The 25728-nt window shown below is 36.9% G+C and carries 27 protein-coding genes; 10 read left to right on the plus strand and 17 right to left on the minus strand.

Annotated features, from left to right (window positions below):
• Positions 1-88 precede the first annotated feature (88 nt).
• Positions 89-787, minus strand: a complete 699-nt coding sequence (locus E2R67_RS08575) for a response regulator transcription factor (RefSeq protein ID WP_134290532.1) — start codon at positions 785-787, stop codon at positions 89-91.
• Between the two features lie 282 nt (positions 788-1069).
• Here E2R67_RS08575 and E2R67_RS08580 point away from each other — a divergent pair, with 282 nt between their 5' ends.
• The 3 genes from E2R67_RS08580 to E2R67_RS08590 are packed head-to-tail and all read left to right on the plus strand — an operon-like array spanning position 1070 to position 4482.
• Positions 1070-2455, plus strand: a complete 1386-nt coding sequence (locus E2R67_RS08580) for a ferredoxin reductase family protein (protein WP_166739348.1) — start codon at positions 1070-1072, stop codon at positions 2453-2455.
• Positions 2456-2470: 15 nt separating this feature from the next.
• On the plus strand, positions 2471-2686 hold the full coding sequence (locus tag E2R67_RS08585; protein ID WP_134290534.1) for a 4Fe-4S dicluster domain-containing protein: 216 nt from the start codon (positions 2471-2473) through the stop codon (positions 2684-2686).
• 14 nt (positions 2687-2700) lie between these two features.
• The gene (locus E2R67_RS08590; protein ID WP_208379500.1) at positions 2701-4482 is read left to right on the plus strand and encodes an FAD-dependent oxidoreductase; all 1782 of its coding nucleotides are present in this window, start codon (positions 2701-2703) and stop codon (positions 4480-4482) included.
• An 85-nt stretch (positions 4483-4567) separates the two neighbouring features.
• On the opposite strand, the gene E2R67_RS08595 is transcribed toward E2R67_RS08590, so the two are convergent.
• Entirely contained in the window at positions 4568-5743 is a 1176-nt protein-coding gene (locus E2R67_RS08595; protein WP_134290536.1) for a Na/Pi cotransporter family protein, read from the minus strand.
• 222 nt (positions 5744-5965) lie between these two features.
• On the minus strand, positions 5966-8560 hold the full coding sequence (mutS, locus tag E2R67_RS08600) for a DNA mismatch repair protein MutS (protein WP_134290537.1): 2595 nt from the start codon (positions 8558-8560) through the stop codon (positions 5966-5968).
• Between the two features lie 60 nt (positions 8561-8620).
• On the opposite strand from mutS, the gene E2R67_RS08605 reads away from it, so the two are divergent.
• From E2R67_RS08605 to nrtS, 3 genes are all read left to right on the plus strand, one after another.
• Complete coding sequence (locus E2R67_RS08605) at positions 8621-9109, plus strand: CinA family protein (RefSeq protein ID WP_134290561.1); 489 nt, start codon at positions 8621-8623, stop codon at positions 9107-9109.
• A 93-nt stretch (positions 9110-9202) separates the two neighbouring features.
• Positions 9203-10252 (plus strand): recombinase RecA, encoded by a 1050-nt coding sequence (gene recA / locus E2R67_RS08610; protein WP_134290538.1) that lies wholly within the window; start codon positions 9203-9205, stop codon positions 10250-10252.
• A gap of 260 nt (positions 10253-10512) precedes the next feature.
• A complete protein-coding gene (gene nrtS, locus E2R67_RS16625) occupies positions 10513-11130 on the plus strand; it encodes a nitrate/nitrite transporter NrtS (protein ID WP_208379501.1) in 618 nt (205 codons plus the stop codon).
• A 17-nt stretch (positions 11131-11147) separates the two neighbouring features.
• On the opposite strand, the gene E2R67_RS08620 is transcribed toward nrtS, so the two are convergent.
• The 9 genes from E2R67_RS08620 to E2R67_RS08660 all read right to left on the minus strand — a co-directional run bounded on the left by E2R67_RS08620 (position 11148) and on the right by E2R67_RS08660 (position 17030).
• Positions 11148-11465 carry an AzlD domain-containing protein gene (locus tag E2R67_RS08620; RefSeq protein WP_134290539.1) on the minus strand — a complete coding sequence of 106 codons (318 nt, stop codon included), beginning with the start codon at positions 11463-11465 and terminating at the stop codon, positions 11148-11150.
• A complete protein-coding gene (locus tag E2R67_RS08625; protein ID WP_347876780.1) occupies positions 11458-12210 on the minus strand; it encodes an AzlC family ABC transporter permease in 753 nt (250 codons plus the stop codon). The genes E2R67_RS08620 and E2R67_RS08625 overlap by 8 nt, the downstream gene beginning before the upstream one ends.
• A 29-nt stretch (positions 12211-12239) precedes the next feature.
• Positions 12240-13382 (minus strand): radical SAM family heme chaperone HemW, encoded by a 1143-nt coding sequence (gene hemW, locus E2R67_RS08630; RefSeq protein ID WP_134290541.1) that lies wholly within the window; start codon positions 13380-13382, stop codon positions 12240-12242.
• An 83-nt stretch (positions 13383-13465) separates the two neighbouring features.
• Positions 13466-14071, minus strand: coding sequence for an XTP/dITP diphosphatase (locus tag E2R67_RS08635; RefSeq protein ID WP_134290542.1), 606 nt, complete (start codon positions 14069-14071; stop codon positions 13466-13468).
• Between the two features lie 33 nt (positions 14072-14104).
• Positions 14105-14575 (minus strand): DUF4426 domain-containing protein, encoded by a 471-nt coding sequence (locus E2R67_RS08640; protein WP_134290543.1) that lies wholly within the window; start codon positions 14573-14575, stop codon positions 14105-14107.
• Between the two features lie 11 nt (positions 14576-14586).
• On the minus strand, positions 14587-14865 hold the full coding sequence (yggU, locus tag E2R67_RS08645; protein ID WP_134290544.1) for a DUF167 family protein YggU: 279 nt from the start codon (positions 14863-14865) through the stop codon (positions 14587-14589).
• Between the two features lie 19 nt (positions 14866-14884).
• Positions 14885-15430 (minus strand): YggT family protein, encoded by a 546-nt coding sequence (locus E2R67_RS08650; RefSeq protein WP_134290545.1) that lies wholly within the window; start codon positions 15428-15430, stop codon positions 14885-14887.
• 45 nt (positions 15431-15475) lie between these two features.
• Positions 15476-16300 (minus strand): pyrroline-5-carboxylate reductase, encoded by an 825-nt coding sequence (gene proC, locus E2R67_RS08655; RefSeq protein ID WP_134290546.1) that lies wholly within the window; start codon positions 16298-16300, stop codon positions 15476-15478.
• Positions 16301-16337: 37 nt separating this feature from the next.
• The gene (locus E2R67_RS08660; RefSeq protein ID WP_134290547.1) at positions 16338-17030 is read right to left on the minus strand and encodes a YggS family pyridoxal phosphate-dependent enzyme; all 693 of its coding nucleotides are present in this window, start codon (positions 17028-17030) and stop codon (positions 16338-16340) included.
• Positions 17031-17049: 19 nt separating this feature from the next.
• Here E2R67_RS08660 and E2R67_RS08665 point away from each other — a divergent pair, with 19 nt between their 5' ends.
• Both E2R67_RS08665 and yaaA read left to right on the plus strand, forming a co-directional pair.
• Positions 17050-18084: a type IV pilus twitching motility protein PilT gene (locus E2R67_RS08665; RefSeq protein WP_134290548.1), complete on the plus strand. Its 1035-nt coding sequence runs from the start codon at positions 17050-17052 to the stop codon at positions 18082-18084.
• 104 nt (positions 18085-18188) lie between these two features.
• A complete protein-coding gene (gene yaaA, locus E2R67_RS08670; protein ID WP_134290549.1) occupies positions 18189-18968 on the plus strand; it encodes a peroxide stress protein YaaA in 780 nt (259 codons plus the stop codon).
• A 69-nt stretch (positions 18969-19037) separates the two neighbouring features.
• On the opposite strand, the gene E2R67_RS08675 is transcribed toward yaaA, so the two are convergent.
• From E2R67_RS08675 to E2R67_RS08685, 3 genes are all read right to left on the minus strand, one after another.
• Positions 19038-19841, minus strand: coding sequence for a Cof-type HAD-IIB family hydrolase (locus tag E2R67_RS08675; protein WP_134290550.1), 804 nt, complete (start codon positions 19839-19841; stop codon positions 19038-19040).
• Between the two features lies 1 nt (position 19842).
• Complete coding sequence (locus E2R67_RS08680; RefSeq protein ID WP_134290551.1) at positions 19843-20844, minus strand: alpha/beta fold hydrolase; 1002 nt, start codon at positions 20842-20844, stop codon at positions 19843-19845.
• 372 nt (positions 20845-21216) lie between these two features.
• A complete protein-coding gene (locus E2R67_RS08685) occupies positions 21217-22938 on the minus strand; it encodes a proline--tRNA ligase (RefSeq protein ID WP_134290552.1) in 1722 nt (573 codons plus the stop codon).
• A gap of 170 nt (positions 22939-23108) precedes the next feature.
• On the opposite strand from E2R67_RS08685, the gene E2R67_RS08690 reads away from it, so the two are divergent.
• Positions 23109-23654, plus strand: coding sequence for a rhomboid family intramembrane serine protease (locus E2R67_RS08690; protein WP_134290553.1), 546 nt, complete (start codon positions 23109-23111; stop codon positions 23652-23654).
• Here the strand turns inward: E2R67_RS08690 and tsaA are convergent.
• Together tsaA and rcsF are read right to left on the minus strand one after the other, a co-directional pair.
• Entirely contained in the window at positions 23638-24351 is a 714-nt protein-coding gene (gene tsaA, locus E2R67_RS08695; RefSeq protein ID WP_134290554.1) for a tRNA (N6-threonylcarbamoyladenosine(37)-N6)-methyltransferase TrmO, read from the minus strand. The genes E2R67_RS08690 and tsaA overlap by 17 nt on opposite strands.
• The gene (gene rcsF, locus E2R67_RS08700; protein ID WP_243836988.1) at positions 24344-24724 is read right to left on the minus strand and encodes an Rcs stress response system protein RcsF; all 381 of its coding nucleotides are present in this window, start codon (positions 24722-24724) and stop codon (positions 24344-24346) included. Before rcsF ends, tsaA begins: the two co-directional genes overlap by 8 nt.
• An 83-nt stretch (positions 24725-24807) precedes the next feature.
• Here rcsF and gmhB point away from each other — a divergent pair, with 83 nt between their 5' ends.
• Complete coding sequence (gmhB, locus tag E2R67_RS08705; protein ID WP_134290556.1) at positions 24808-25359, plus strand: D-glycero-beta-D-manno-heptose 1,7-bisphosphate 7-phosphatase; 552 nt, start codon at positions 24808-24810, stop codon at positions 25357-25359.
• The last annotated feature ends 369 nt before the right edge of the window (positions 25360-25728 follow it).

Here is a 25728-nt window from a genome sequence, read left to right on the forward strand (position 1 = left end):
AAACTCACTAGAGACATAATAGAGATCGTGGTAAAGCCAGTGATAATCATCATGGCTAAAAAGTAGATCTTTAAGCTCGGTCTTATCTTCATGATTGAGACTCGTCTTTTAGTACAAAACCATGTCCTACAATCGTATGAATTAATTTTTGTTTGATGCCGTTATGATTACTTTCAATGACTTTTCTTAAATTAAACATATGTACTTTTAAACTATTGCTGTCTGGCTGTTCATCACCCCAAACACTTTGCATTAAGTTTTCTCTGCTAACTGGATTTGGGTAAGCTCGCATTAATGTTTCTAAAATTTTAAAGCTAATAGGGGAGAGTTTTAATGCTGTTGAATTTTTACTAATGGTCTTCTGTTTCGTGTTTAATTCTAAATCGTAGACTTTTAAGGTAGTGATTTCACCGCTACGTCTTCTTGATAACACCTGAACTCTTACAATTAATTCTTCCATGGCAAAAGGTTTGATTAAGTAATCATCTGCCCCTTTTGAAAAACCGATTAGTTTGTCATCAAGCGTGTCTTTTGCGGTTAACATTAATATAGGTACATCAATACCTAGCTCTCGAAGTTTTTCACAGACTTCTAAGCCGTTCATTTTAGGCATATTTAAATCGAGGATCACCACATCATAGTGATTTGTTTTAATCAAATTAAACCCTGATAGCCCATTGCTTGCATGTTCACAGTGAATATTTTCAAGATCAAAGTAATCAATCACAGCAGTTGCTAAGTCAATATCATCTTCTACTAATAATAACTGTAACTTATCTGAATCCATGATCTTCTCTCTTTGATTTGTTGATAACACTGTACTTGAGCAGACTAAAATAACAATAGCTAGGTTAATAGATGGTTAAGGTGTTCATTTTTTTTAACTAAAATAGCACTTATTATGTCAATTTAGCGCTCTATCAAATTACTCCATAAAATAAATAAGGTTTTTTGTTTTTATAGCTATTTCTTAACTACGTCTTAACCTCCTACTTGTTAATTTACTGACTATCTTATTTGGGCTACTGAGAGAATCCAAAGTATGGAAAATGTAAGCAAGTTAACTTTAATGTCAAATCGAATCACTTCATTTCGTTTAACGCATCAGAACATTCTGACGTTAGGTTATTTTATTTTATTGTTGTTACCTTTTGTCATCGCTGAAAGTTTAGGCATGTTATCGGAAGGGTTATATACGACTGTGCTAAGTGTATTGAACTTGATTGCCATGATGGCTTTTTTTGTTCAGTTTCCACTTGCAGGTCGTCTTAAACGTTTACCTCTATTCGCTAATATTGATTGGGGAATGACTAAACATAAACAGTTAGGTAAGTATTTAGGGATTTTTTTCTTCCTGCATCCATTATTGATTCTAGCCCCTAAATTCTTCGTTTCTTTTGATTATTTAACGGTAAGTATCATGGATGCGATCACGTCGCCACAGCTGCTGACTGGATTAATCGCATGGGCCGTGATGTCGGTTTGGGTAATGATGTCTATCTATAAAGATAAACTCTGTATGAGTTACGAAACTTGGCGTTTATTGCATGTAATTGGATTTGTTGTGATTGCTACTTTAGCGACATTGCATATCACCACAGTAGGCAGTCACGGGCAATATAATCAAACGTTCAATTTTGTTTGGTGGTCTTTGTATTTGCTCTCCATGAGTCTAGTTACTTATAACTATTTCATTAAACCGAGATTCATAAAAGGTAAACCATTCACTATCAGTTCACTAAAAAAAATCAGTGATGTCGATTGGCAATTAGATATTGAAGCTAAATCAAAACAAAGCTTTGCCTTTGAGGCGGGGCAGTTCGTTTGGCTGAATACCAGTGGCTCGGCTTATAACTTTGAACAACATCCATTCTCTATCGTTTCTGAGCAGAATAACAAAGGCAAGTTGTCTTTTATTATTCGTGAGTTAGGCGATTACACCAAAGCGCTTCATAAACTTAATATTGGGCAAACTATTTTTGTTGATGGTCCTTACGGCAGTATGAGTTTAGAGCGTAGTCGCACAGCACAAGGGATCACCTTAATTGCTGGTGGAGCTGGAATTGCACCCATGATGGGCTTGTTAAGAGAGCTTGCAAAACAAGGTGACCCCCGACCAATTCGTTTGCTTTATGGCAATCAAACCATACAAAAAATGGTTTGTTTAGATGAATTAATGTCATTAGAAAAAAGCATGAAGAATTTTAAATTAGTGTTGTTATGCGAGCAAACAGAAAGCTGCCCTGAAACATTACAGCCTTTTGTAAAACAAGGTTTTATTGGGAAGGAAGAAATACAACAGTCGATTGATTTTGATCTTACTCATCAACCATTAACGCAAGATTGGACTGTTTATCTTTCTGGCCCTCAAGGCATGATCAGTGCAACCAATCAACATCTTAAAGAGATTGGTATCACCGCTAATCATATCCATTTCGAACAACTTTCATTTTAATTAGGAGCTGAGACTATGCCTATTGCAGAAATATCCGGTTGTATTGGTTGCGAAGCTTGTGTGAAAAGCTGCCCAACCGATGTGATCCAAATGAATAAAGTGACCAATAAAGCGGAAATCGTTTATGCAGAAGATTGCCAAATATGTCACTTATGCCGTTTATATTGCCCCGTTGGAGCGATAACAATCACCCCTGAAAAAAGTATTCCAGTAATGGTTTCTTGGAGATAATGATGGACTCAAAAATGAATTTATCACGCCGTCAATTTATAGGTGTAGCTGGTGGCATTGCAGGAGCTGCAGCCATCGCAAGTATTGCATTCGATGCGCCTGCTGTTGTTAATAAGCCAGATATCGATGGATCAAAGTTCGCACAAGAAAAGCGTGAGTTGGATGTGTTAGTGATTGGTGGTGGAATGGCAGGACTGTTTGCTGCGGTCAAAGCACATGATGCGGGTGCAAAAGTATTAATGGTTTCAAAGGGGCGCTTGGGCAGTTCTGGTTTAACTCCCTTTGCGAAAGGGATTTTTAGTTACGATAAACAAAATGCATCAATGAGTATCGATGAGTTTGTGGCTAAAGTATCTGAGTCTGCTATTCAAACTAATAATCCTGTTTTTACTCGTCAACTTGCCGAGCACTCTCAAGCGCGTGTAGAAGAATTAAAAGAGTGGGGCTTCTTTGATTCACCACTTTACAATCATAGTTTTATGCGTCCAATGAATGAACGAAAAATTCCGCTTGAAGAACGTATTATGATCACGCATTTATTGAAACAAGATGGGCGGATTGTTGGCGCTTCTGGTTTTAGTTTAGATGAAAATAAAGTGATTCATTATCAAGCTAAATCAGTGATCTTGTGTACTGGCTCTGGTGGTTTTAAACCTAATGGTTTCCCGATGTGCGATTTAACCCATGACGGTACAATTATGGCTTATAAAGCGGGAGCAAAAGTCACAGGGAAAGAGTGGAATGATGGTCACCCAGGTTCAGCAGTTAACTCTGGATCTAGTTATGATAATTGGCATGGACAAGTAGAAGAAAAACCTTCAACAACCACTATTACCATCAATCATCATCTTGGTATGGATCTTAATTATGAAGGTTATAAATACGGCGCGCCAGTGACTATGGGGCCACCAATGCGAGGCAAAACTGGTGAAGTCAATAACGCTAAAGAAAGTGCTGCAACTGAATCTGTCATTGCGCAACTAATGCCTGCAGGGCCTTTTACACCGGAAGCATTTAGAATGACATCGCCACCACCGCCTCCAAGCCAAGGTTTTTTAGCTTCATTACTTTCCGATAAAGGGCATTCTGGTCCTCCGGGAATGGGAGGAGAGCAAGTGGGTGGTTCAAGTGCTGGTATGGCAATTCATAAAGCAGAAGGATTAGTGCCAATTAACGAACAAGGGCTATCAAATTTACCGGGCTTATATGCAGCAGGTGATGCTTTAGGTTCTTACATGTCTGGTGGTATTTATACTCAAATAGGTTCATCGCTTGCAGGTTCTGCTGTACAAGGGGCGATTGCTGGAGAAGCGGCAGCTAAAGAAAGCTTAAATAATGATGTAAAAGTTGATGTTTCAACAGCTTATTTAACTAAAGTCAGTGAAGAAATATTAGCGCCGTTAAAGCGGAAACGAGGTTACAGTCCGGCATGGGTAACGCAAGTATTACAAAGTGTCATGATCCCTAATTTTGTACTTTATATTAAAAAAGAGCGCATGATGCAGGGCGCTTTGGCTTATATCGAAGAGTTACGTGAACATCATGTGCCTATGTTATTAGCGAAAGATCTGCATAGTTTACGTTTAGCGCATGAAACTGAAAATATGATCATCACTGCGGAGATGAAACTAAAAGCATCAATGATGCGTAAAGAGAGTCGTTGTAGTCATTATCGATTGGATTACCCTGAAATCGATTATAAAAATTGGCAAGCGTGGATCAATATCGATCAAGATGAAAATGGTGAAATGCGTTTACAAAAACAAGGCTTTGATCAATGGCCTGCTTTTAGCTAATAAATTTAAAGTATAAAAAAGCGACTCGAAGGAGTCGCTTTATAATCAATGCAGATTATTTATTTTAACTACGTTTGAATCGTTCTTAGCGAATTCCAACTAAAATCAAACCCGGTAAAATAAAGAAAGTACCGACAACATAGCCTAGTGCTAGTAATTTGTTTTTTGTGCCTACATCCGCTAATTTTTCCGCGCCTTTTAGAGGTAATTCACGTAAAAATGGAATACCGTAAATGACCGCGACAGCAAGGAAGTTAAATAAGAAGTGTACTAAAGCAATTGTTAGTGCTGCTTCTGCCATTGGCCCTGAGATTGCCGTTGCCGCTAATAATGCTGTAATTGTGGTTCCAATATTTGCACCTAGCGTGAAAGGGTAGATTTGACGTGTAGTAAACATGCCGCTGCCCGCTAATGGAATCATTAAACTTGTCGTTGTAGATGAAGATTGTACCATTACTGTCATTAATGCACCTGAGCCAATACCTGCGATCGGGCCTTTACCTAATGCACTGTGTAAAATATTTTTAGCTTTACCGACTAATACTTTCTTAAGTACTTTGCCTAGAAAAGTAACAGAGAACAGGATAAGTGCAACGCCGATCACTACCATAGCAACGCCAGCCATTTTTCCAGGGATAATAGAAGCCATATCCGAGATGACATTCACGCCTGGCTTAGTTAAAGGTTTCATAAAGTTAAAACCTTTCATCGACATATCAGCACTGCCCACAAATAAATGTGCAAATGCACCTGCTAATTTTTCTAACAAACCAAACATGAGTTCAAGCGGTAAGAAAATAAACACGGCGATTAAATTAAAGAAGTCATGGACCGTTGCAGCACTAAAAGCACGTTTAAAATCTTCGTTATTACGAACGTGACCAATTGAAACGATTGAGTTAGTAATGGTTGTGCCTATGTTTGCTCCCATGATTAACGGAATCGCAATAGAAATAGGTAAACCGCCAGCCACTAAACCAACTGTTACCGCTGTTACTGTCGATGATGATTGCACAAGGGCAGTTGCTAATGTTCCTAGAATTAAAGCAACAAGGGGATTACTTGCAAACTGAAATATTTCAGCTGCGCCTGCCGCACCACCAGAGAATAATTTAAAACCACTACTCACACTGCTTACAGCAACAAGCATTGCGTAAACTAAAAGTACAACAGCAGACCAATTAATCCATTTGCTTAATGCAGTATTCTTGTCGATGTTGTCGGCTGCATTAGTTGCTGCGTTGTTATTTTCATTGTTCATTTTATAAACCTGTCCATTTGAATGTTTATGCCTACTTTGTTCATGCAAAATAGGGACTTGATGATATCGCAAGCATTAAAACAAAGTTTTGTTACAGTTATGTTTCAGCTGTCATAAAAATGAATAAAATAAAAGTGAATAAAGCTGATGGTGTTTATTAGATATGTTTTAAAAAGGCACAATGGGGGGATTTTGTGCCTTTTTAAAAGTGTGAATAAGGTACTAAAGCTGCTCCTTTAATTGATATAACATAGCCAATGCTTGCTTAGGTGTAAGGTCATCAGGGTCGATACCTTGTAACAATGTTACTGCTTTATGTGGCTCTATTGTTTGTTCTGGCTCTGAAAAATCTAGGCTCGTTTGCACATTCGTCAAGGGTACTTCGACTTTAGTAGATTGCGATTGTTGAGAAGAGGCTTCTAATTGTTGCAGTTTTAATTTTGCATTATTAAGCACATTTTTAGGTACCCCTGCTAAAGCTGCAACTTGTAAACCATAACTTTTATTTGCTGCACCTTCTTGTAATGCGTGTAAAAAGGCAATGCTATCACCGTGCTCTACTGCATCTAAATGCACATTCACTAATTCTGGAATCGTTTCTGGCAAACGTGTTAATTCAAAGTAATGTGTTGCGAATAAAGTATAAGCTTGAATTTTTTCAGCCAACTGTTCAGCACAAGCCCAAGCTAATGAAAGCCCATCAAAAGTACTGGTTCCGCGTCCAATCTCATCCATTAATACTAATGAGTTAGGTGTCGCGTTATGCAATATATTGGCTGTTTCAGTCATTTCTACCATAAAGGTTGAGCGACCACTGGCAAGATCATCCGATGCACCAATACGTGTGAATATACGATCGACAGGACCAATTTTTGCACTTTGTGCAGGGATAAAACTACCAATGTGTGCCATTAATACAATCAAAGCAACTTGACGCATGTAAGTGGATTTACCACCCATATTAGGGCCAGTAATAATTAACATACGACGTTGATTATGTAGACTAACAGGGTTCGCAATAAAAGGTGTTTTACTTACTTGCTCAACGACAGGGTGGCGGCCTTCTTCAATTTCAATACCGTTTTCTGCCTGTAACACTGGACGCACATAATTTAAGGTTAACGCACGCTCTGTTAATGTATTGAGCACATCTAATTCAGCTAAGGCTTTGGCTGTGTATTGTAAGCTTTTTAGATGCGGCAATAGTAAATCAATTAATTCTTCATAGAGTCTCTTCTCTAAGGCTAATGCTTTACCTTGACTAGAAAGTACTTTTTCTTCGTGTTCTTTTAACTCGGCTATTATGTAACGCTCTGCGCCTTTTAGTGTTTGGCGACGAATATAATGCTCTGGAACATGCTCAGATTGGCTTCGACTGATTTCAATGAAATAGCCATGAACTCGGTTATAACCGACTTTTAATGCACTAATTCCAGTCGCCTCTCGTTCGCGCTTTTCGAGTTCTTCTAAATAATCGGTTGCACCTTTTGATAAGTTGCGCCAATGATCTAAATCACTGTTATAACCTTCTTTAATGACGCCGCCATCACGAATCAATACTGGTGGATTATCGATCACTGCAGTTTCTAATAAGGCTAATAATTCTGGATAATTACCCATTTCTTCACTCAGTGTTGATACAAGTTCAGAAGGTAACTCTGCAATTAAATGTTGTAGTTCTGGCAATAACGAAAAGGCACAGCGTAAACGCGTTAAATCACGTGGACGAGCAGAGCGCAATGCGAGACGTGCAATCACTCGCTCAATATCACCGATTTGTTTAAGCGGTAAAGAGAGTGGCTCAGTTAAATCAAAATCCATTAGCGTTTGGATCATCGTTTGACGATAATTTAGTACTGTTAAATTACGGATTGGCTGATGGATCCAGCGTTTTAGCAAACGGCTGCCCATTGGCGTCACCGTTGTATCTAAAATTTGTGCGAGTGTATTATCTGTGCCACCAGATAAATTAAAAGTTAACTCTAGGTTACGGCGCGTCGCCGCATCTAAAATCACAGTATCTGTGCTTTGTTCTAAGGTGATGGATTGAATATGGATCAAGGCTGTGCGTTGTGTGTCTTTTAAATATTGTAATAAAGCACCGGCAGCACAAATGGCATAATGTGCTTTTTCAATGCCAAATCCAACTAGATCTTTAGTACCCAATTGTTGTGTTAAAATATTTCTACATGTACTTAATTCAAACTCCCATTCAGGGCGACGACGAATTGTTGGCAGATGGTCTATTAAATCAATATATTCAAAATTATCAGGATAAAGTAATTCTGCTGGATTAAGTCGTTGTATTTCTGCTTGCAAGGATTCTGTTTTATCAAACTCATTGACAATGAAACGGCCACTACCAATATCTAATGAAGCGATGCCAAAGGTTTCACCTTGTTGATAGACAGAGCATAATAAATTATCCTGTTTATCATCCAATAGGGCTTCATCAGTGATTGTTCCCGGTGTAATGATACGTACAATTTTACGTTCAACAGGGCCTTTACTAGTGGCTGGATCGCCAATTTGCTCACAAATTGCAATTGATTCGCCAAGTGCAATTAACTTTGCTAAATAACCTTCTACACTATGGTAAGGTACGCCGGCCATCGGGATAGCATTGCCACCTGTTTTGCCTCGTTGAGTGAGAGAAATACCTAAGAGTTGAGATGCCTTGCGAGCGTCATCAAAAAATAATTCATAGAAATCACCCATACGATAAAAAAGTAATGTGTCAGGCACTTCACTTTTTAATGTTAAAAATTGTTGCATCATAGGAGTATGTTGTTTTAATTCTTGCGCAGTTGGCTTCATAATGAATACACTTAATAACTATTTCTAAAAAAGGCGGAAACTATGTTTGCTAAAAGAAACATGCTTACTACAAAAACCGTTCAAGAACTGGCGATGCTGTTAGGAGAAAATCTCTCCAGTGCTGGCTTAGTTGCTGCAACCGCTGAATCTTGTACTGGTGGAGGTGTAGCATACGCTATTACAGAAATTTCTGGAAGTTCGCAGTGGTTTGATCGTAGTTTTGTTACCTATAGTAATAGTGCTAAAACACAAATGTTAGATGTTGATGCAAATGTGATTGAAGAATTTGGCGCTGTTTCTATACCCGTTGTAGAAGCTATGTCACTCGGTGCAGTCAATAATTCAGATGCGGATATTGCGGTTGCGATCAGTGGTATTGCAGGTCCCGATGGTGGAACAGCAGAAAAACCAGTAGGCACTGTATGCATTGCTTGGTATAGCAAAAAAAATGGACATAAAAGCGAAACTTATTTGTTGGCAGGCGATCGTGCCGAAGTTAGATATCAAGCCATTCGAATGGCTTTATTAGGCTTGATCGGAAATATATAAACACCTTTTTTAATAAAAAAACTTGATACTGTATATGCAATCAGTATACTGCTTGCATATACAGTGAATTTAAAGCGAACCATTGGAGACAATATGAGTCAGGACGCGAACAAAGATAAAGCATTAGCGGCAGCATTAGGTCAAATTGAAAAGCAATTCGGTAAAGGGTCTATCATGCGTTTAGGCGATGGCGCCAATGCAATGATGGAAATTGAATCTGTTTCAACTGGTTCGTTAGGTTTAGATGTTGCGTTAGGCATAGGCGGTTTACCGTATGGACGTGTTGTTGAAATCTATGGACCAGAAAGTTCTGGTAAAACGACATTAACATTACAAGTCATTGCAGAAGCGCAAAAACAAGGTAAAACTTGTGCTTTTATTGATGCTGAGCATGCACTTGACCCAAGCTACGCAAGAAAACTAGGCGTAAACGTTGATGAGTTACTTATCTCTCAACCTGATACTGGTGAGCAAGCATTAGAAATTTGTGACATGCTAGTACGCTCTGGTGCAGTTGGCGTAGTGATTGTCGATTCCGTTGCGGCTTTAACACCAAAAGCTGAAATTGAAGGTGACATGGGTGATTCACATATGGGTCTTCAAGCACGTTTAATGTCTCAAGCATTACGTAAATTAACGGGTAATATTAAACAAACCAATACTATGTGTATCTTCATTAACCAAATTCGTATGAAAATTGGTGTTATGTTTGGTAATCCTGAAACAACAACGGGTGGTAATGCATTAAAATTCTATGCATCTGTTCGTTTAGATATTCGTCGTATTGGCGCTGTTAAAAACGGTGATGAAATTACTGGTAATGAAACACGTGTTAAAGTGGTTAAAAACAAAGTTTCACCACCATTCAAACAAGCTGAATTCCAAATCTTATACGGTGAAGGAATTAACAACCACGGTGAATTGATCGATTTAGGCGTTAAGCAAGAGTTAGTTGAAAAATCAGGCTCTTGGTACTCATATAACGGTAATAAAATTGGCCAAGGTAAAACCAATGCTTGTAAATTCCTAGCCGAAAACCCAGCTGCAGCACAAGAATTAGATGCTAAATTACGCGCAATATTATTAGCGCCGCCAGCAGCTAAAGAAGAGAAACCAGCTGTTTCAGAAGAAGCGCCTGAGTAATAATAAAAAGCTTAAAAAAATAATGAATATTAAGGCGTGATTTATCACGCCTTTTTTGTATCTAAGTTAACCGACTTAAGCGCCTGAATATTCCTTTCGCTATCTATTTCCATTTCTTTGCAAGCTTTATTTTACTACTTTATATTTAGCTTATTATTATCACGATAACGTTAAATTAATGCCCAGATGTGATGAGTTTCTTATCAAATTAGACTAAGCTCATTGAATGAGTTAATTGAAAGTAATAGAAAGGAACGCCTGTGAGTGTAATTAAAGAATCAGATGAGTCATTGTTTTGTTTACTATTTGCCAGACAACAAATGAAAATGGCATTAACGATTTCTTTGATCGTTGGCACAATATTAAATCTTATTAATCAAGGTCACTTAATTTCAACACCTGAAAAAATAAATTTAGTTAATATAGTGCTCACTTATTGTGTGCCATATTGTGTTGCGACCATTTCATCTACGCTCTCCACATTAAAGCACCAGAAAAAATTACAGCTTATCGAAGAAAATAAACAAATCTGCGAAAATAACTTTTTAGATTATATTAGCAAGAATACACAGGGTTTTGATTCTATAAAAAACCATCAAGATAAAAATACCACTGAAAGTGTAATGCGCTTTATTAGTCATTTTGAAGCAATTGGAGAGTTAATTTCATTACCTTCAATAACAAAGAACAAAAGCGAATTAGATAAAATTAAAGCATTAATTGAAGCGGGGGATGTAACAGTGGCATTGCCTAGACTTAAAAAATTAGTGGATCAGTTTGCTAGTCAAAACACAGAACAATTAAGTCTAAACAAAAATCAAGTAGCGCTACTTAGTGAGCAGCGCGCATTATTAATAGAAGCGTTTAAAGTACTATAATGAAATGAATCGTTTTCTTAAGTAATAAAAAAATGAAGTATTAAAAAGACCAACATACCAAAAAAGATTGTTTTTAATAAGCTTTTAGTTACTAGACTAATTCCCACGCTAACTACCGCAGCAATTAAATAAACATTATTAAAACTTATATCTATTTCACCTAGCGGCATAACCACAGAAGGGACAATAATCGCAGTTAACACTGCTGGTGGAACAAACTTTAAGGATTGCTGTAACCAGATTGGAAAAGTGATTTTTCCTGCAAAAGCAAACATGATAAAGCGGATCCCAAAAGTGATAATAAACATGCCTAAGATTAACCAAAACTCATTCATCTTTTAGCTCCTTTATTTTTTTAAGTGGCATATTTTGGAAATGAATGACTAATAAACCTACTGCGACACCAATTAATGCACTCACAATTAAGCCTAGTTTATTAGGTAAATAGGCGAAATATAATGAAGCGGCTGCTGCACTAAATACCGCGCTAAGCATTGCTCTACTGTTTAAGTAAGGAACAACCATACCAATAAAAGTGACTGACATTGCAAACTCTAAACCCCAACTTGTCATATCTGGGATCATATTACCTAGTATCAAACCAATTGCTGTTGAAGAAGACCAAGTCGTATAAAAGCTTAAAATAGATCCAATATAAAAATAATGCGCATATCGATGATCATTTCCTAAAGGTGAGTCCGGTTGATACCGTTGGCTCATATTAGCAAAGCTTTCATCGGTTAATCCAAAAGCTAAAAATGCACGTAATGATAAGGGGAAATGACTAACATAAGGAACTAATGCTGTTGCATATAATAGATGGCGTAAATTGACCACAAAGGTTGTCAATAAAATCACCTGAAGTGGTGCTTGCACAGCAATAAGAGCCAATACTATAAATTGTGCAGAGCCTGCAAAAACAAACAATGACATGGCCATGGTTGCCCAAGCTGAAAGCCCACTTGTTGGCGCTAAGGTACCAAATAAAATACCAAAAGGAATCGCGCCAATAATTAATGGGATTGCAGCCTTTGAACCGGCTAAAAGTTCATTTTTTTTAAGTGCATGAATATTAATAATTACCTCCTAACTTTCACCAAGTCTTTAAACTATTCCATAAAAATAGTTAGCAGCTCGTTTAAATATCTATGCCCTAATGGGGTTACTCGGCAGACATCTTGACCTACTATCATCAGCTCTTTAGTGACAGCTTGCTGTAATAATTTATCTAATGATTGTTTTTTCAATCCGGTATAATTTTCAAATTCAGAAAAAGGAATATCTTCCATCAAGCGTAAACGATTCATCATATATTCAAATATTAATTCGTCTTTATCTACAGTATTGCATTCATCCATATAACTACGGGTAGGATCTAAATAACCCTTTGGATGTTTTATCTTTGTCGTTCGCAGTATTTTATTTTCTAGCGGGAAAGATATTTTCCCATGCGCACCACAACCAATCCCTAAGTAATCACCAAATCGCCAATAATTTAAATTGTGCTGACATTGCCAGCCTATTTGGCTGTAACCTGATATCTCATATTGCTCATAACCATGTGCAGCTAATAAGGCTAAACCTTTCTCTTGGATACTCCAAAGCACTTCGTCATCGGGTAATTTAGGAGGATGAGAGAAATACTGCGTGTTAGGTTCTATGGTTAATTGATACCAAGATAAATGCGTTGGTTTCAAATCAATTGCAGTCTGTAGGTCGCTCATTGCGTCTTCTAAGCTTTGCTCAGGTAAGCCATGCATTAAATCAAGATTGAATGTTTTCATTCCAACATTATGTGCTTGAATAGCTGCTGTTTTAGCTTCTTCTACTCCATGAATTCGACCTAATTTAGTGAGCTTTTCCTGTTGAAAACTTTGTACGCCAAAAGAAAATCGATTAATACCCGCTGTTTTAAAGTCTGCTATTTTTTGATTTTCAATCGCCCCTGGATTCGCTTCCAAGGTGATTTCCATATCTGCTTTGAAGGGGATAAGTTGTTGGATACTTTCCAATAACCATTTTATGCCTGATGCTGAAATTAAACTTGGCGTGCCACCACCAATAAAAATACTGAATAACTCACGGCCTTGAACGAAACTAAGATCCTGTTTCAAATCGTCAATCAATGCGGTTAAATATTCTGTTTCTGGGATTTCTCCACGTAATTTATGCGAGTTAAAATCACAGTAAGGGCATTTTTCAATACACCAAGGGATATGAATATAAAGACTAAGCGGTGGCAGTTGTAACATGGTTTATCCAATCTAAAAAGCGACCTAAAGGCCGCTTCAAAATATAATTCTGTAATGAAAAAAAGTGTAAAGCTAAATGTTAATTAAGCTGATAACTGCTGTTTTAGTAGTTTCACTAATTGCGCTAATGCTTTACCGCGATGGCTTAACTCGCTTTTTCGTTGCTTACTTAATTGTGCTGATGTTGATTGCTCACTCTCTACCCAGAAAACAGGATCATAACCAAAACCATTAGTACCGTTTTGGTTTTCAGTAATACTGCCTTCCCAAGTGCCTTGGCAAATGATCGGTGTTGGATCCAGCTCATGGCGCATATATACCAATACACATTGAAAGCGTGCTTTACGTTGCGCTGGCATTATGCCTTCAAGTTTATTTAATAACTTATCAATGTTATCTTGATCGGTTGCGGTTTCACCTGCAAAACGTGCTGAGTAAATACCGGGTTCACCATTTAAAAAATCAACTTCTAACCCTGAGTCATCTGCAATTGCTGGTAAGCCTGTTAACTTAGCTGCATGCCTTGCTTTGATAATCGCATTTTCAACAAAGGTTGTTCCTGTTTCTGGTACATCAGGCACATTAAATTGGCTTTGTGGTAATACTTCGATAGAGAAACTATTCAGTAATTCGCTCATTTCTTTTACTTTGCCTTGATTGCCGGTGGCAAGTACCCATTTTTGTCTCATCTTAATTCCTTTATTTATTCTAGAATCAATACATTATTCAACATAAAATTTATGTTGAAATTTAAGAGTATTAGATTCTTTTTCCGTTTTAATATTAATTTCAAAATTAACAATCTCTTCGTTTATATAAGTATAATCAGCTAAATAATAAATTGATTTACCTTCTTTAACTTCAGTAAAGGTTAATTGGTGAGTTTGTCCGATTAAGTTTCTAGCAGTGCCTGTTAAGGTTGCTGTAACCGCTGCTTTATCCTGTCTTTTATCAAGGATTGAAATATTTAATAAGCCATTATTTTTACTACGCTTAATGCCATATTGTTTTGCGATTTCAGGTTGTATGAACGTACTTGGTAGCGCAATGTAATGAACTTCATGATTAGTAAACGTTTTAAACTGTTCTGCATTCACAGCAAAATGAGTAAAAAACAATGTGCTGACTAAAGTCGTTTTAAAAACAGTATTTAAAATAGTTTTTAAAGAATTTTTTAATATTGAATGGAACATATTTATCCTTATTAGGAAAAGATGGAAGGTAGCTTTTTAGGTTGTTTAATGCGCACTAATTTGTGTCTATTTTGTAATCCTTTTTCAACAGTGACTGCGTTTTTAGCAACAGCAAATTGTTTGCTTAAAAATTTGATTAAATGCGAATTGGCTTTGCCATCAACAGGAGGTGCTGTGATCGCTATTTTAAGTTCTTCACCGTATTCTCCAACAAATTCATCTCGGCTGGATTTGGGTTGCAAATAAAGGCGAAGTAATAAATCTTCGCCTTGATAAGTATAATAACTCATGGGATTTATATGTTGCCCATTAACCGAGGAATTTACTAATAAAATCACGGAATAAAATTTCTAAAAATTGTATTCCTAAAATAACCACCACCATAGAAAGATCTAATCCACCCATTGAAGGCAGTCTGTTTCGAATCGGTCTTAATAAAGGCTCTGTAAGTTGAATCATTACTGCTTCAATTGGATTGTGGCCTTGGCTAACCCAACTTAAAATCGCACGTATTATTAGTACCCAAGTTAACATTTTAAATGCACTAGTGATAACAATGATAACTGACGATATCCCAATAACTAATAAATCGATTCCTGCATTAAGCATTAATGTTAATACAATAACTTTAAGCGCAGCTACTGCGATAGCAAAAACAACCGTTGCTGTATCTAAAGAACCAATCGCTGGAATAAAACGGCGTAATGGACCAACGACAGGCTGTGTGGCTTTAACTACAAATTGGCTGAATGGATTGTAAAAATCAGCTCGAGCAAGTTGTAACCAAACACGTAATAAAATCACCATGATATACAGGTCAAATAGTGTATCGATTAAAAAGTTAAACGCGTTCATTTATTACCTCTTTTTATAGATTGCTTACTAAAACTTAAGGGATTGTTAAAACAATTTTTCCATTTCTGCGCCGCGGTCAGATGCTGCTTGCATCGATTTAGCGACGATTTCAGGTAAATTTAATTCATTAAATGTGCGAATAGCTTCAGCTGTTGCACCACCTTTTGATGTTACGTTATTTCGTAATGTCATCAAATCTAAATCTGGATTTTCTTTGACCATTTCAGCACTACCAATCGCAGTTTGTTGGACCAGTAATCTTGCTTCTTGTTCAGTAAAGCCCATTTCCATTGCTTTTGCTTGCATCGCTTCCATAAATAGGAAGAAGTAAGCTGGTGCAGAGCCCGATGCCGCTATAATTGCATTTATTTGAGATTCTTCACTCACCCAAACGACTTCACCTACCGCAGATAACAATTCGCTTGCGAAGTTTTTATCTTCATCTGATACTTGTGGTGATGAAAATAAACCTGTCATGCCTTTTTGTAATAACGAAGGTGTGTTTGGCATAGTACGTATTACTGCGGTATCTGCGCCTAATAGTGATTGAAAACGTTCAACTGAAACACCTGCTGCAATCGAAATGACCAATTTTTTACTAAAATCGACACCATCTTTGATTAATGACTCACAAACCATCGCCATCATTTGCGGTTTTACTGATAATACTACGACATCAGCCCATATCGCAGATTCAGCATTGTTTTGACTATTTAATATTGAAAATTCATCTTTTAATTTTTGCGTGTTAGTTAAGCTAGGCGCAGATGCACAAATTAATTCAGCTGGATAACCTCCTTTCACTAAACCACTAATAATACTGCCAGCCATGTTACCTGCACCAATAAAGGTGATTTTTTTATGTTGCATTGTATTTTCCTTTGCTTATTTTTGTTTATTTCTGCGGTTATCGAGCACCAAAAATATCAGTACCAATACGTACCATTGTGCTGCCGCATTCGATTGCACTTTCTAAGTCTCCACTCATTCCCATAGACAAGGTATCGATATCTGAGTATTGCTGTTGTAGCTGTTTATAAATGAGTTCAAGTGCTTTGAATTGTTGTTTGATAACATCGGGATTATCACTTTTTTCAGGTATCGCCATAATGCCGCGTAATTTTAAACGAGGTAGATCTTGAACCTGCTCTGCAAGCTCCATGACTTCTGATAAGGTTGTCCCTGACTTACTACTTTCACCACTAATGTTGACTTGTAAGCAAATATTAATCGCAGGTAAATGCTCAGGTCTTTGTTGATCAAGACGTTGTGCTATTTTTAATCGGTCAACGCTTTGAACCCAATCAAAATTTTCAGCAACAGGGCGTGTTTTATTAGATTGTAATGGACCAATAAAATACCAAGTAAGAGGTCGGTCAAACTCCTTGTCATCTTTTATTTGTAGGATCTTCTCAACACTTTCCTGAACATAGTTCTCACCAAAATGAGTTAAACCTTGTAAAAAGGCTTGTTTAATTAAAGCGACAGGCTTAGTTTTGCTGACTGCTAATAATTGAACTTCATCAACACGTTGTGCTGCTTGGCTTGCATTTGCTATTTTTTGTTGAATAGCTACGATATTGTTAGAAATAGTAGTCATATGATTAGGATTTTAAGTTATGAGTATTACGGAATTATTAACCGCTAGTGTAAAGCAAAACGCATCAGATCTACACCTTTCCGCAGGTGTTCCTGCAATGATTCGAGTTGATGGCGAATTACGTCAATTAAATGAGTCGATATTAACTTCAGATGAGGTCAATCATCTTATTTATCAAGTCATGAGCGAACAACAACAAAAACAATTTGAACAAGATCTAGAAATTGATTTTTCTTTCGAAGTTGATGAACTATCTCGTTTTCGCGTGAATGTGTTTAAGCAACATCGTGGTGATGCCGCTGTTTTTCGAGTTATTCCTAATCAAGTGTCAACTTTAGAGGGTTTAGATGCGCCTAGCTTATTTAAAGATATTGCAGAATATAGTCGTGGACTAGTCTTAGTCACTGGCCCAACTGGCTCTGGTAAATCAACAACTTTGGCGGCCATGGTTGATTATATTAACACTACGCGAGCTGATCATATTTTAACCATTGAAGATCCTATCGAGTTTATACATAAACCCCAAAAATCCTTAATTAATCAACGAGAATTGCATGCCAATACATTGGGTTTTGATTTAGCATTACGTAGCGCCTTACGCGAAGATCCTAATGTGATTCTTATTGGTGAATTACGCGATGTTGAAACCATTAGGCTTGCTTTAACCGCTGCGGAAACGGGGCACTTGGTTTTTGCTACTTTACATACTGCTTCAGCGCCTAAAAGTATTGATCGCATTATTGATGTTTTTCCTGCGGCAGAAAAAAGCATGATCCGCTCTATGCTATCAGAGTCATTACGTGCAGTTATTTCACAAACCTTATTAAAGAAAAAAGCTGGAGGGCGGGTCGCTGCCCATGAAATCATGATTGCGATCCCTGCTATTCGTAATTTAATTCGAGAAGATAAAGTGCCGCAAATGTATTCAGTGATGCAAACGGGCATGGCGCATGGCATGCAAACCTTAGATCAGCATTTGCGTAAATTAGTGACCATGGGAATCATTTCAACAGAAGAAGCGGCTAAAAAATCAATAGACCCTAAAACATTTTGATTTACTCAGATTAATTTCGTATTTATTTAATAAATGCGGATTGAATGATTGGCTAAATAAAGCGACAATAATTTTCGCTTCGTTTTTATAGATTAGGATTAAATATGATAGTTGTTATCTCTCCCGCTAAAACATTAGATTTTGAAACACCTGCGACAACTTCCGAGTTTACGCAGTCGAATTTATTAACTGAGAGTCAGCTATTAATAAATCGTTGCAAACAATTATCGATGCAAGATATTGCATCATTAATGAAGGTCAGCGATAAAATTGCAGGTTTAAACGTTGCTCGTTTTACAGAATGGAAAACGCCTTTGTCTTTAGATGATAACGCGAAACAATGTTTATTTGCGTTCAAAGGTGACGTTTATACTGGTTTAGAAGCTGAAACATTACCAGAGAAAGCATTACAATATGCACAGAAAAATCTACGTATTCTTTCTGGTTTGTACGGCTTATTACGTCCTTTAGATTTAATGTTAGCGTATCGTTTAGAAATGGGAACACGTTTAGACAATGAACGTGGTACTAACTTATACCAGTTCTGGGGCAATATCATTACTGAGCAATTAAATGAAAACTTAAAGGCACAGAATTCCCAATATTTAATTAATTTAGCGTCTAATGAATACTTTAAAGCCGTTAAGGAAAAAGCATTAAATGCAACGGTTGTTACGCCTATTTTTAAAGATCAAAAAAATGGCCAATATAAAATCATTAGTTTTTACGCTAAAAAAGCACGAGGATTAATGGCGAGATATATTATAGAAAATGAAATTACAGATATTGAGCAATTAAAGAAATTTACAGTAGCAGGCTATTACTTTGTTGAAGCTTCATCGTCTGCGACAGAATTAGTTTTCCAACGAGATGAGCAGGCTTAGTTTCTAACTGACAATTAACGAGTTGTTAAAGCCGCATCTAATTAATATTCGATGCGGCTTTTTTATAAGTTATTGGTTATCTTGATTTAACAAAGCATCAAGTTTAACCGCTACGCCATGTTCTTTTGACGATACTGTCATCTCTGCTCCTACAATGGCTTCTATTAATTGCTTTTGCGAGTTAGCCATTAATATTGGTTTGCCTACTTCTTTAAGCATTTCAACATCATTCATCCCATCACCAAAGGCAATCGTATCAGCCATGGTTAAGTTTTTATGTTTAAGCAAGGCGTGAACCGCAGCGCCTTTATTGGTATTGGCATCCATGACCTCTAAACATTGTTTTAATGAGAAAGTGAGGTTAACTTTACCCGCTAGCTGTTGTTGAAGTTGTTCATAAATAATCGTTAGTTTTTCGTGCTCACCCCAAAAAACAATTTTGATAATTTCAGATTTATCTACAGTTTTTAAATCGGAGATCTGATGTTTAAAGTTTTTACCTAAACTTGAGCCTGCTAACTCTTCTATTGCAAAGTTTGTATGCCATTGTGTATCAGTAAATAAATTAACCTGTACCTCGCTATCGAAATCGATATCACAAATAGATTGTGCAATATGCGCAGGTAAGTTTTGCTTTAAGATCACTTCACCTTCTTTATTATGCACTCTCGCACCATTTGAAGAGATTAAATAAGTGGGCTGGTTCAGTTCGTTTTGTACATTAATGGCTTCTAGGTGATGTCGGCCTGTGGCAATTGCAAATTTTCTATCAGCCTGTAACCATCGGTGAATGCTCTCTTTGGTTTGGTTGGACATTCTATGGTCTGGGCCTAGTAAGGTTCCATCTAAATCTGAAATTGCTATTTTATACATGTCACTTTACCTTTTTAGAGTGGTTCAAAAAATCTAGCGCTGCAGTTAATGCAGGCAGTCGATATTGATCCTCTTCAATCATTAATTCATGTTTTGCATTATTTATACATAGAAAGTGATTATTAAAATTGTGTTTAATCCTACTATAAAAACGATGTTGCCCTTTACTTGTTACAATTTGATCTGCGCCTGATTGAATTATCATTATTGGAAGATTAATTTTTTCTGCATTATTAATCGCTTTTTCCATTGCAAATAAGCTTTCTTTAACCCAATGCATTGTTGGGCCACCTAATTGGCTTTCAACTATTTTATCAAAATTTGTAAATACAGATGTATAACGCTTAGCGCTATTACTAAATTTGTTTTCTTTAAATGGTAGTGAAGAGCGATAGCCTGTTACACCAAGCGGATAAGGGGGTATGGAGCTAAATAGTAAAGAACATCGGCAGTAGATAGAAGCAATCACCTTAGCGATACAAACAGGAAGGCCTTTAAAGTTGATTGAGAACATTGGGCTAAAAAATACAACTGCTTGAAAAGGGTTTTGTTGTTCCTCTAGATATAGAGCACTAATTGCACTCCCCATTGAATGAGCGATTAAAAATCGATTTTGATAGTTTTTTTCTAATTCTAAAGAATTTACAAAGAAAGCAAAGTCATCGACATAGTGTTGAAAACGATCTACATGTCCACGGTGAGGATCTCCTCCTAAACGGCTAGAAGAACCTTGGCCTCTATGGTCTATTAAGAAAACATCATAGCCTTGATTGTTTAAATCAAAAGCCACTTCTTTGTATTTTAAAACAGATTCATTTCGACCTTGACTGACCACAATGACATTGGAGTTGCCTGTATTGATATGGACAGTGTTAATGGTGCCGCCATGTTCACTTTCAAAAGTTTTTACATGGGCATGTTTATCCCAAAATTCATTAATTTCAGGTGAAAAGTCATTACTGAGTTTATCTTCAGTATTCAGTTGGTATTTATTATCTAACATAAATCAGAGCATCCATCTTGGCGGTAGAGTCAGGCAACCTATTCATAATTCTCCAATATTTAATACGACTGCTGACTAGCTTAATGTATTTTTGCAAAATGATGAATGCATTAGTAGAAATAATACCAATTGTATTAAATAACTGCTCTAAATTTTGCGCTGGAAAAATAGCTTAGTTTGAGGCGTAAGTTGATGTAAATGGTTGTTCCCTTTACGAAAATTACAACGAAAATTACAACGAAAAAACAAGTTATTTTAACAAGTAAAATAGATCAGTTACTTACTATGATTGGTATAAAATATAAAAAAACCACGCTTAATGAAGCGTGGTTTTAAGGTGAGACAAGGTTAATTGAGTTGGTTAAGTGTTACTTAAGCAAATTTAGCTTTAATAAACTCAATGACTTCTTCAATCTTAACTTCTTGTTTTTCACCTGATACGCGATCTTTGTATTCGATCACGCCGTTATCAATACTGCGATCACCAATCACTAAGGTATGTGGGATACCAATTAGTTCAGCATCGGCAAACATAATGCCTGGACGTTCTTTACGATCGTCCAATAGTACTTCAATGCCAGCGGCTTTTAACTCTGCATAATATTGTTCTGCTAAGTCAGCAACACGATGTGATTTTTTCATGTTCATTGGCACAATCACAACAGAGAAAGGGGCTAAAGCATCATTCCAAATAATACCGTTTTCATCATTGTTTTGTTCAATCGCTGCAGCAACAATACGTGAAATACCAATCCCGTAACAACCCATAGTCATTACTTGGTTTTTGCCTTGTTGGTTTAAAACTGCCGCATTCATTGATTTCGCATAGGTATCGCCGAGTTGGAATATGTGGCCGACTTCGATACCGCGAGCAATTGAAAGTGTTCCTTTGCCACATGGGCTTGGATCGCCTTCAACAACTTCACGTAAATCTGCAACTTCATAATCACTAATATCACGATCCCAGTTAACGCCTGTTAAGTGTTTACCGTTTTCGTTAGCACCACAAACAAAGTCTGCTAACTTTTCAGCGCTGCGATCAACGATAGTACGAATGCTTAATCCTTTCGGGCCAATAGAGCCTGCTTCACAATTTGCCGCATCTAAAATTTGTTGCGGGCCTGCAAAACGTAATGGGCTTGCAATGCCTTCGATATGTTCAACTTTAATTTCATTTAAATTATGGTCGCCACGTAACACTAATGCGATAACCGGTGCGATGTCGCCTTCTTCAGCATCACCTTCAACAAGTAATGTTTTAACTGTATTTGATGCTTCAACATTAAGTAATTTACATACTTCTTCAATTGTATGTGCGTTAGGCGTATCAACCACTGTTAGCTCAGCAGTTGCTGCAGGGCGATCAAAGGCTGGTGCTAATGCTTCTGCTTTTTCAATATTTGCTGCGTAATCACTTTGATCTGAGAATACAATCGCATCTTCACCACTTTGCGCTAATACATGGAACTCATGAGAAGCACTACCACCGATACTACCTGTATCAGCAATAACTGGACGATACTCTAATCCTAAACGATCGAATATTTTACAATAAGCATCAAACATATTTTGATAAGTTTTTTCTAAACACTCTTGCTCAAGGTGGAAAGAGTAAGCATCTTTCATTGTAAATTCACGAGCGCGCATCACACCAAAACGAGGGCGTGTTTCATCGCGGAATTTAGTTTGAATTTGAAATAAGTTAAGCGGTAATTGTTTGTAGCTACTCACTTCTTTACGTACAAGCTCAGTGATCACTTCTTCGTGTGTTGGACCTAAAACAAAATCACGACTGTTACGGTCTTTAATGCGTAATAATTCGCCGCCGAATTTATCCCAACGACCTGTTTCATGCCATAAGTCAGCAGGTTGTACGACTGGCATTAATACTTCAATCACGCCAGCTCGTTCCATTTCTTCACGAACAATATTTTCTACTTTACGTAATACACGTAAACCTGTCGGTAACCAAGTATATAAACCTGATGCTAACTTACGGATCATACCTGCACGTAACATTAGCTGGTGGCTAGCAATAACCGCATCACTTGGTGCTTCTTTTTGAGTAGATAATAAATAATTGGTAGTGCGCATGGTGATCCTTGTCGATAGATATTTATCGTATTAATAGTAAGGCGCTGATTTTAGCAGTCGATTGCGATGTACTAAAGCATTCTTAACGGATTTATATAAATAAGTTTGTTTTTTTTACTCTTATCTACACATAATCGGTACAATTTAGCCTTTAATAAAAGGGAACATCTATGCAGCGTTATTTTAAACCTTTAAAACACAGCGTAATAATTATCTTACTTTGTGTTGTTTTTTTATTATTAAATATAATTTTCCCTGTGAATCGCCTTGGTATTGCGCCGCGTGAAATGAGTCATTTTTCTGGGATCTTTTTCTCTCCATTTCTACATGTAGATTGGATGCATCTATTGGCAAACAGTCTTCCTTTTATTGTCTTATCAAGCTTAATTGGTTTGCATAGCTTAACTCGTTTCTGGTTAGTGTTTTGTTTATCGGTTGTTTCTTCTGGTTTACTGGTTTGGTTATTTGCTAGAGGAGGGACTATTCACATTGGGATGAGTGGCGTTATTTATGCAATGTGGGGGTATTTAATTGTCTATGGCTTTAAGCAAAGGCAGTTTCGAGATATCTTGATTTCAATATTAGTGTTGTTTTTATATGGCGGGTTGGTCTTTGGCGTATTACCTCAAGAAGCTAATGTGTCTTATGAAAGTCATTTTTTTGGTGCCTTGGTAGGTTGCTTCCTTGGCTACTTTTTCGCTAAGCGCCCTCAATAGAAAGCACTAAGGTTGACGTTAAACTGCATTGCCACTTTATATTAAAATCAGAAAGGTGCATGGCATAAACCTTATCATCTGATTTTGCTTTTTTATAAGCAGGGCGTGGGTCTTGTTGCAGCACTTCTATAATAAGTTGCTTTAAGCTTGGGTATTCACTGTTTAATTCTTTTAACTGGCTAGTCGCTTGATCAGAGAATACGACTAATGCATTTATTTCAGGAGAAACTTGTGCAAACCCTGCTCTTGCATCAGGCATCGCATCAGCATAGGGAATATAAGGTTTAATATCGAGAATGGGTGTGCCGTTTACTAAGTCTATATTACTAAGAGAAAGAAATAGCTTACCATCACGTTGAATAACGCCATGGTATTCAACCAAAGAAAGTCCCATGGAATTGGGGCGATTAGGGCTGCGAGTTGCAAATACTCCAACACGTTTATTACCTCCTAATCTAGGAGGACGTACCGTCGGATTCCATGAGTCATCTGTTGCTTTGTTTTTATGGAATGAAAAAACCAACCATAAATGGCTGAATTCATCTAAACCATTAAACGCATTAATATCATCATAGGGCGCTAACATTTCTAATTCAGCTGTTGCACTAGGTACTAAACCTGGTTGTCTAGGAACAGCAAACTTCTCTTTATAAGGAGACTGTAAAATTCCTATCGCATGATGTGTCAAATTAATCATCGTCAGAAGTTTTCACGTCAAGTGCTTGCCCGTAACAAATAATATTTGAAACACAGAAATTATCAGGCTCAAAGTTTAAACAAGTTTGAAAGATTATTCCGTTTGCATGCATATCAGCGGCATTAATTCTTGCGTTTGTTCTTGCTTCTTTAATACTCGCTGGTAAGTCTTTTTCTTCTTCCTGACAGCTACCACCATCTACCGCCCCTAATGTTGTATGTTTTAGGTTTAATAATTCATTTTTTTCATAGATAGTTACTTGAGATGGTTTAAAATACTGATCAAAGTTTTTCTTATCAAGATTAGACGTAAATTGAAACTGGCTACAACCAGAAAGGAAAGCGATAAAAGTTATTATAAAAAGCCTATTCATGATGACACTCTTATTAATAGTAGGAAAAAACAATGAATGGCATAATACCATTATTAATCAGCACTGAAATAGAGAAGTGAAAAATGAGTAAAGCAAAACCAGCAGTATTTTTAGATAGAGACGGTGTGATCAATAAAGATAATGGGTATGTCTCGCAAATTGATGACTTTGAGTTTATCGAAGGTGTAATAGAAGCTTGCCTAGCATTAAAAGAAAAAGGTTACTTAATTGTTGTGATCACAAATCAATCGGGTATTGCTCGTGGTTTCTTTTCTGAAGAACAATTTCATACATTAACGGAATGGATGGATTGGTCGATGGCTGACCGCGGTGTTGATTTAGATGGTATCTATTACTGTCCACATCATAGTGAAGAAGGGCAAGGCGAATTTAAAATCGAGTGTGATTGCCGTAAACCAAAAGCTGGCATGTTATTAAATGCGATTGAAGATTTAAATATAGATGTAGAAACATCAATATTAGTCGGAGATAAAGTATCAGATCTACAAGCTGGGATTGCTGCAGGTGTAAAAAGTAACTATTTAGTAAGAACAGGTAAAGAAATAACAGAGCAAGGTGAAAGTTTAGCATCGGGTGTTTTCGATGATTTAGCATCATTAGTTAAAAGTATTTAATAACTCTGTGGATAACTACTCGTTTTGTGTGTGTAACTTGTGTCCAAAACGAGTATAAAAATTAATTGCAATTAATCACAATAAAACGCTTGCCAATACGATCACAATCCCTATAATGCGACCCCACAGACACAGCAGCTAACGCAAGTTACTGTTGCCGTCTCAGAACAAAACTAAAGACGTAAGTGATTATTTAGAAAGATGTTTATCTCAATAAATAAAAAAGCAAAAAGACTTTGACATTGTTTGAAAGGCGCGTAGTATACGCCGCCTAGCCGAAAGGCACGCTCTTTAACAATTTAATCAAACAATCTGTGTGAGCACTTATTGTTGATGTGATTTCAAAAAAATCAAAGTCCTACTTGTTAG

The organism is Psychromonas algicola (assembly GCF_004378355.1).
In the GTDB taxonomy this organism is placed as follows: Bacteria; Pseudomonadota; Gammaproteobacteria; order Enterobacterales; family Psychromonadaceae; genus Psychromonas.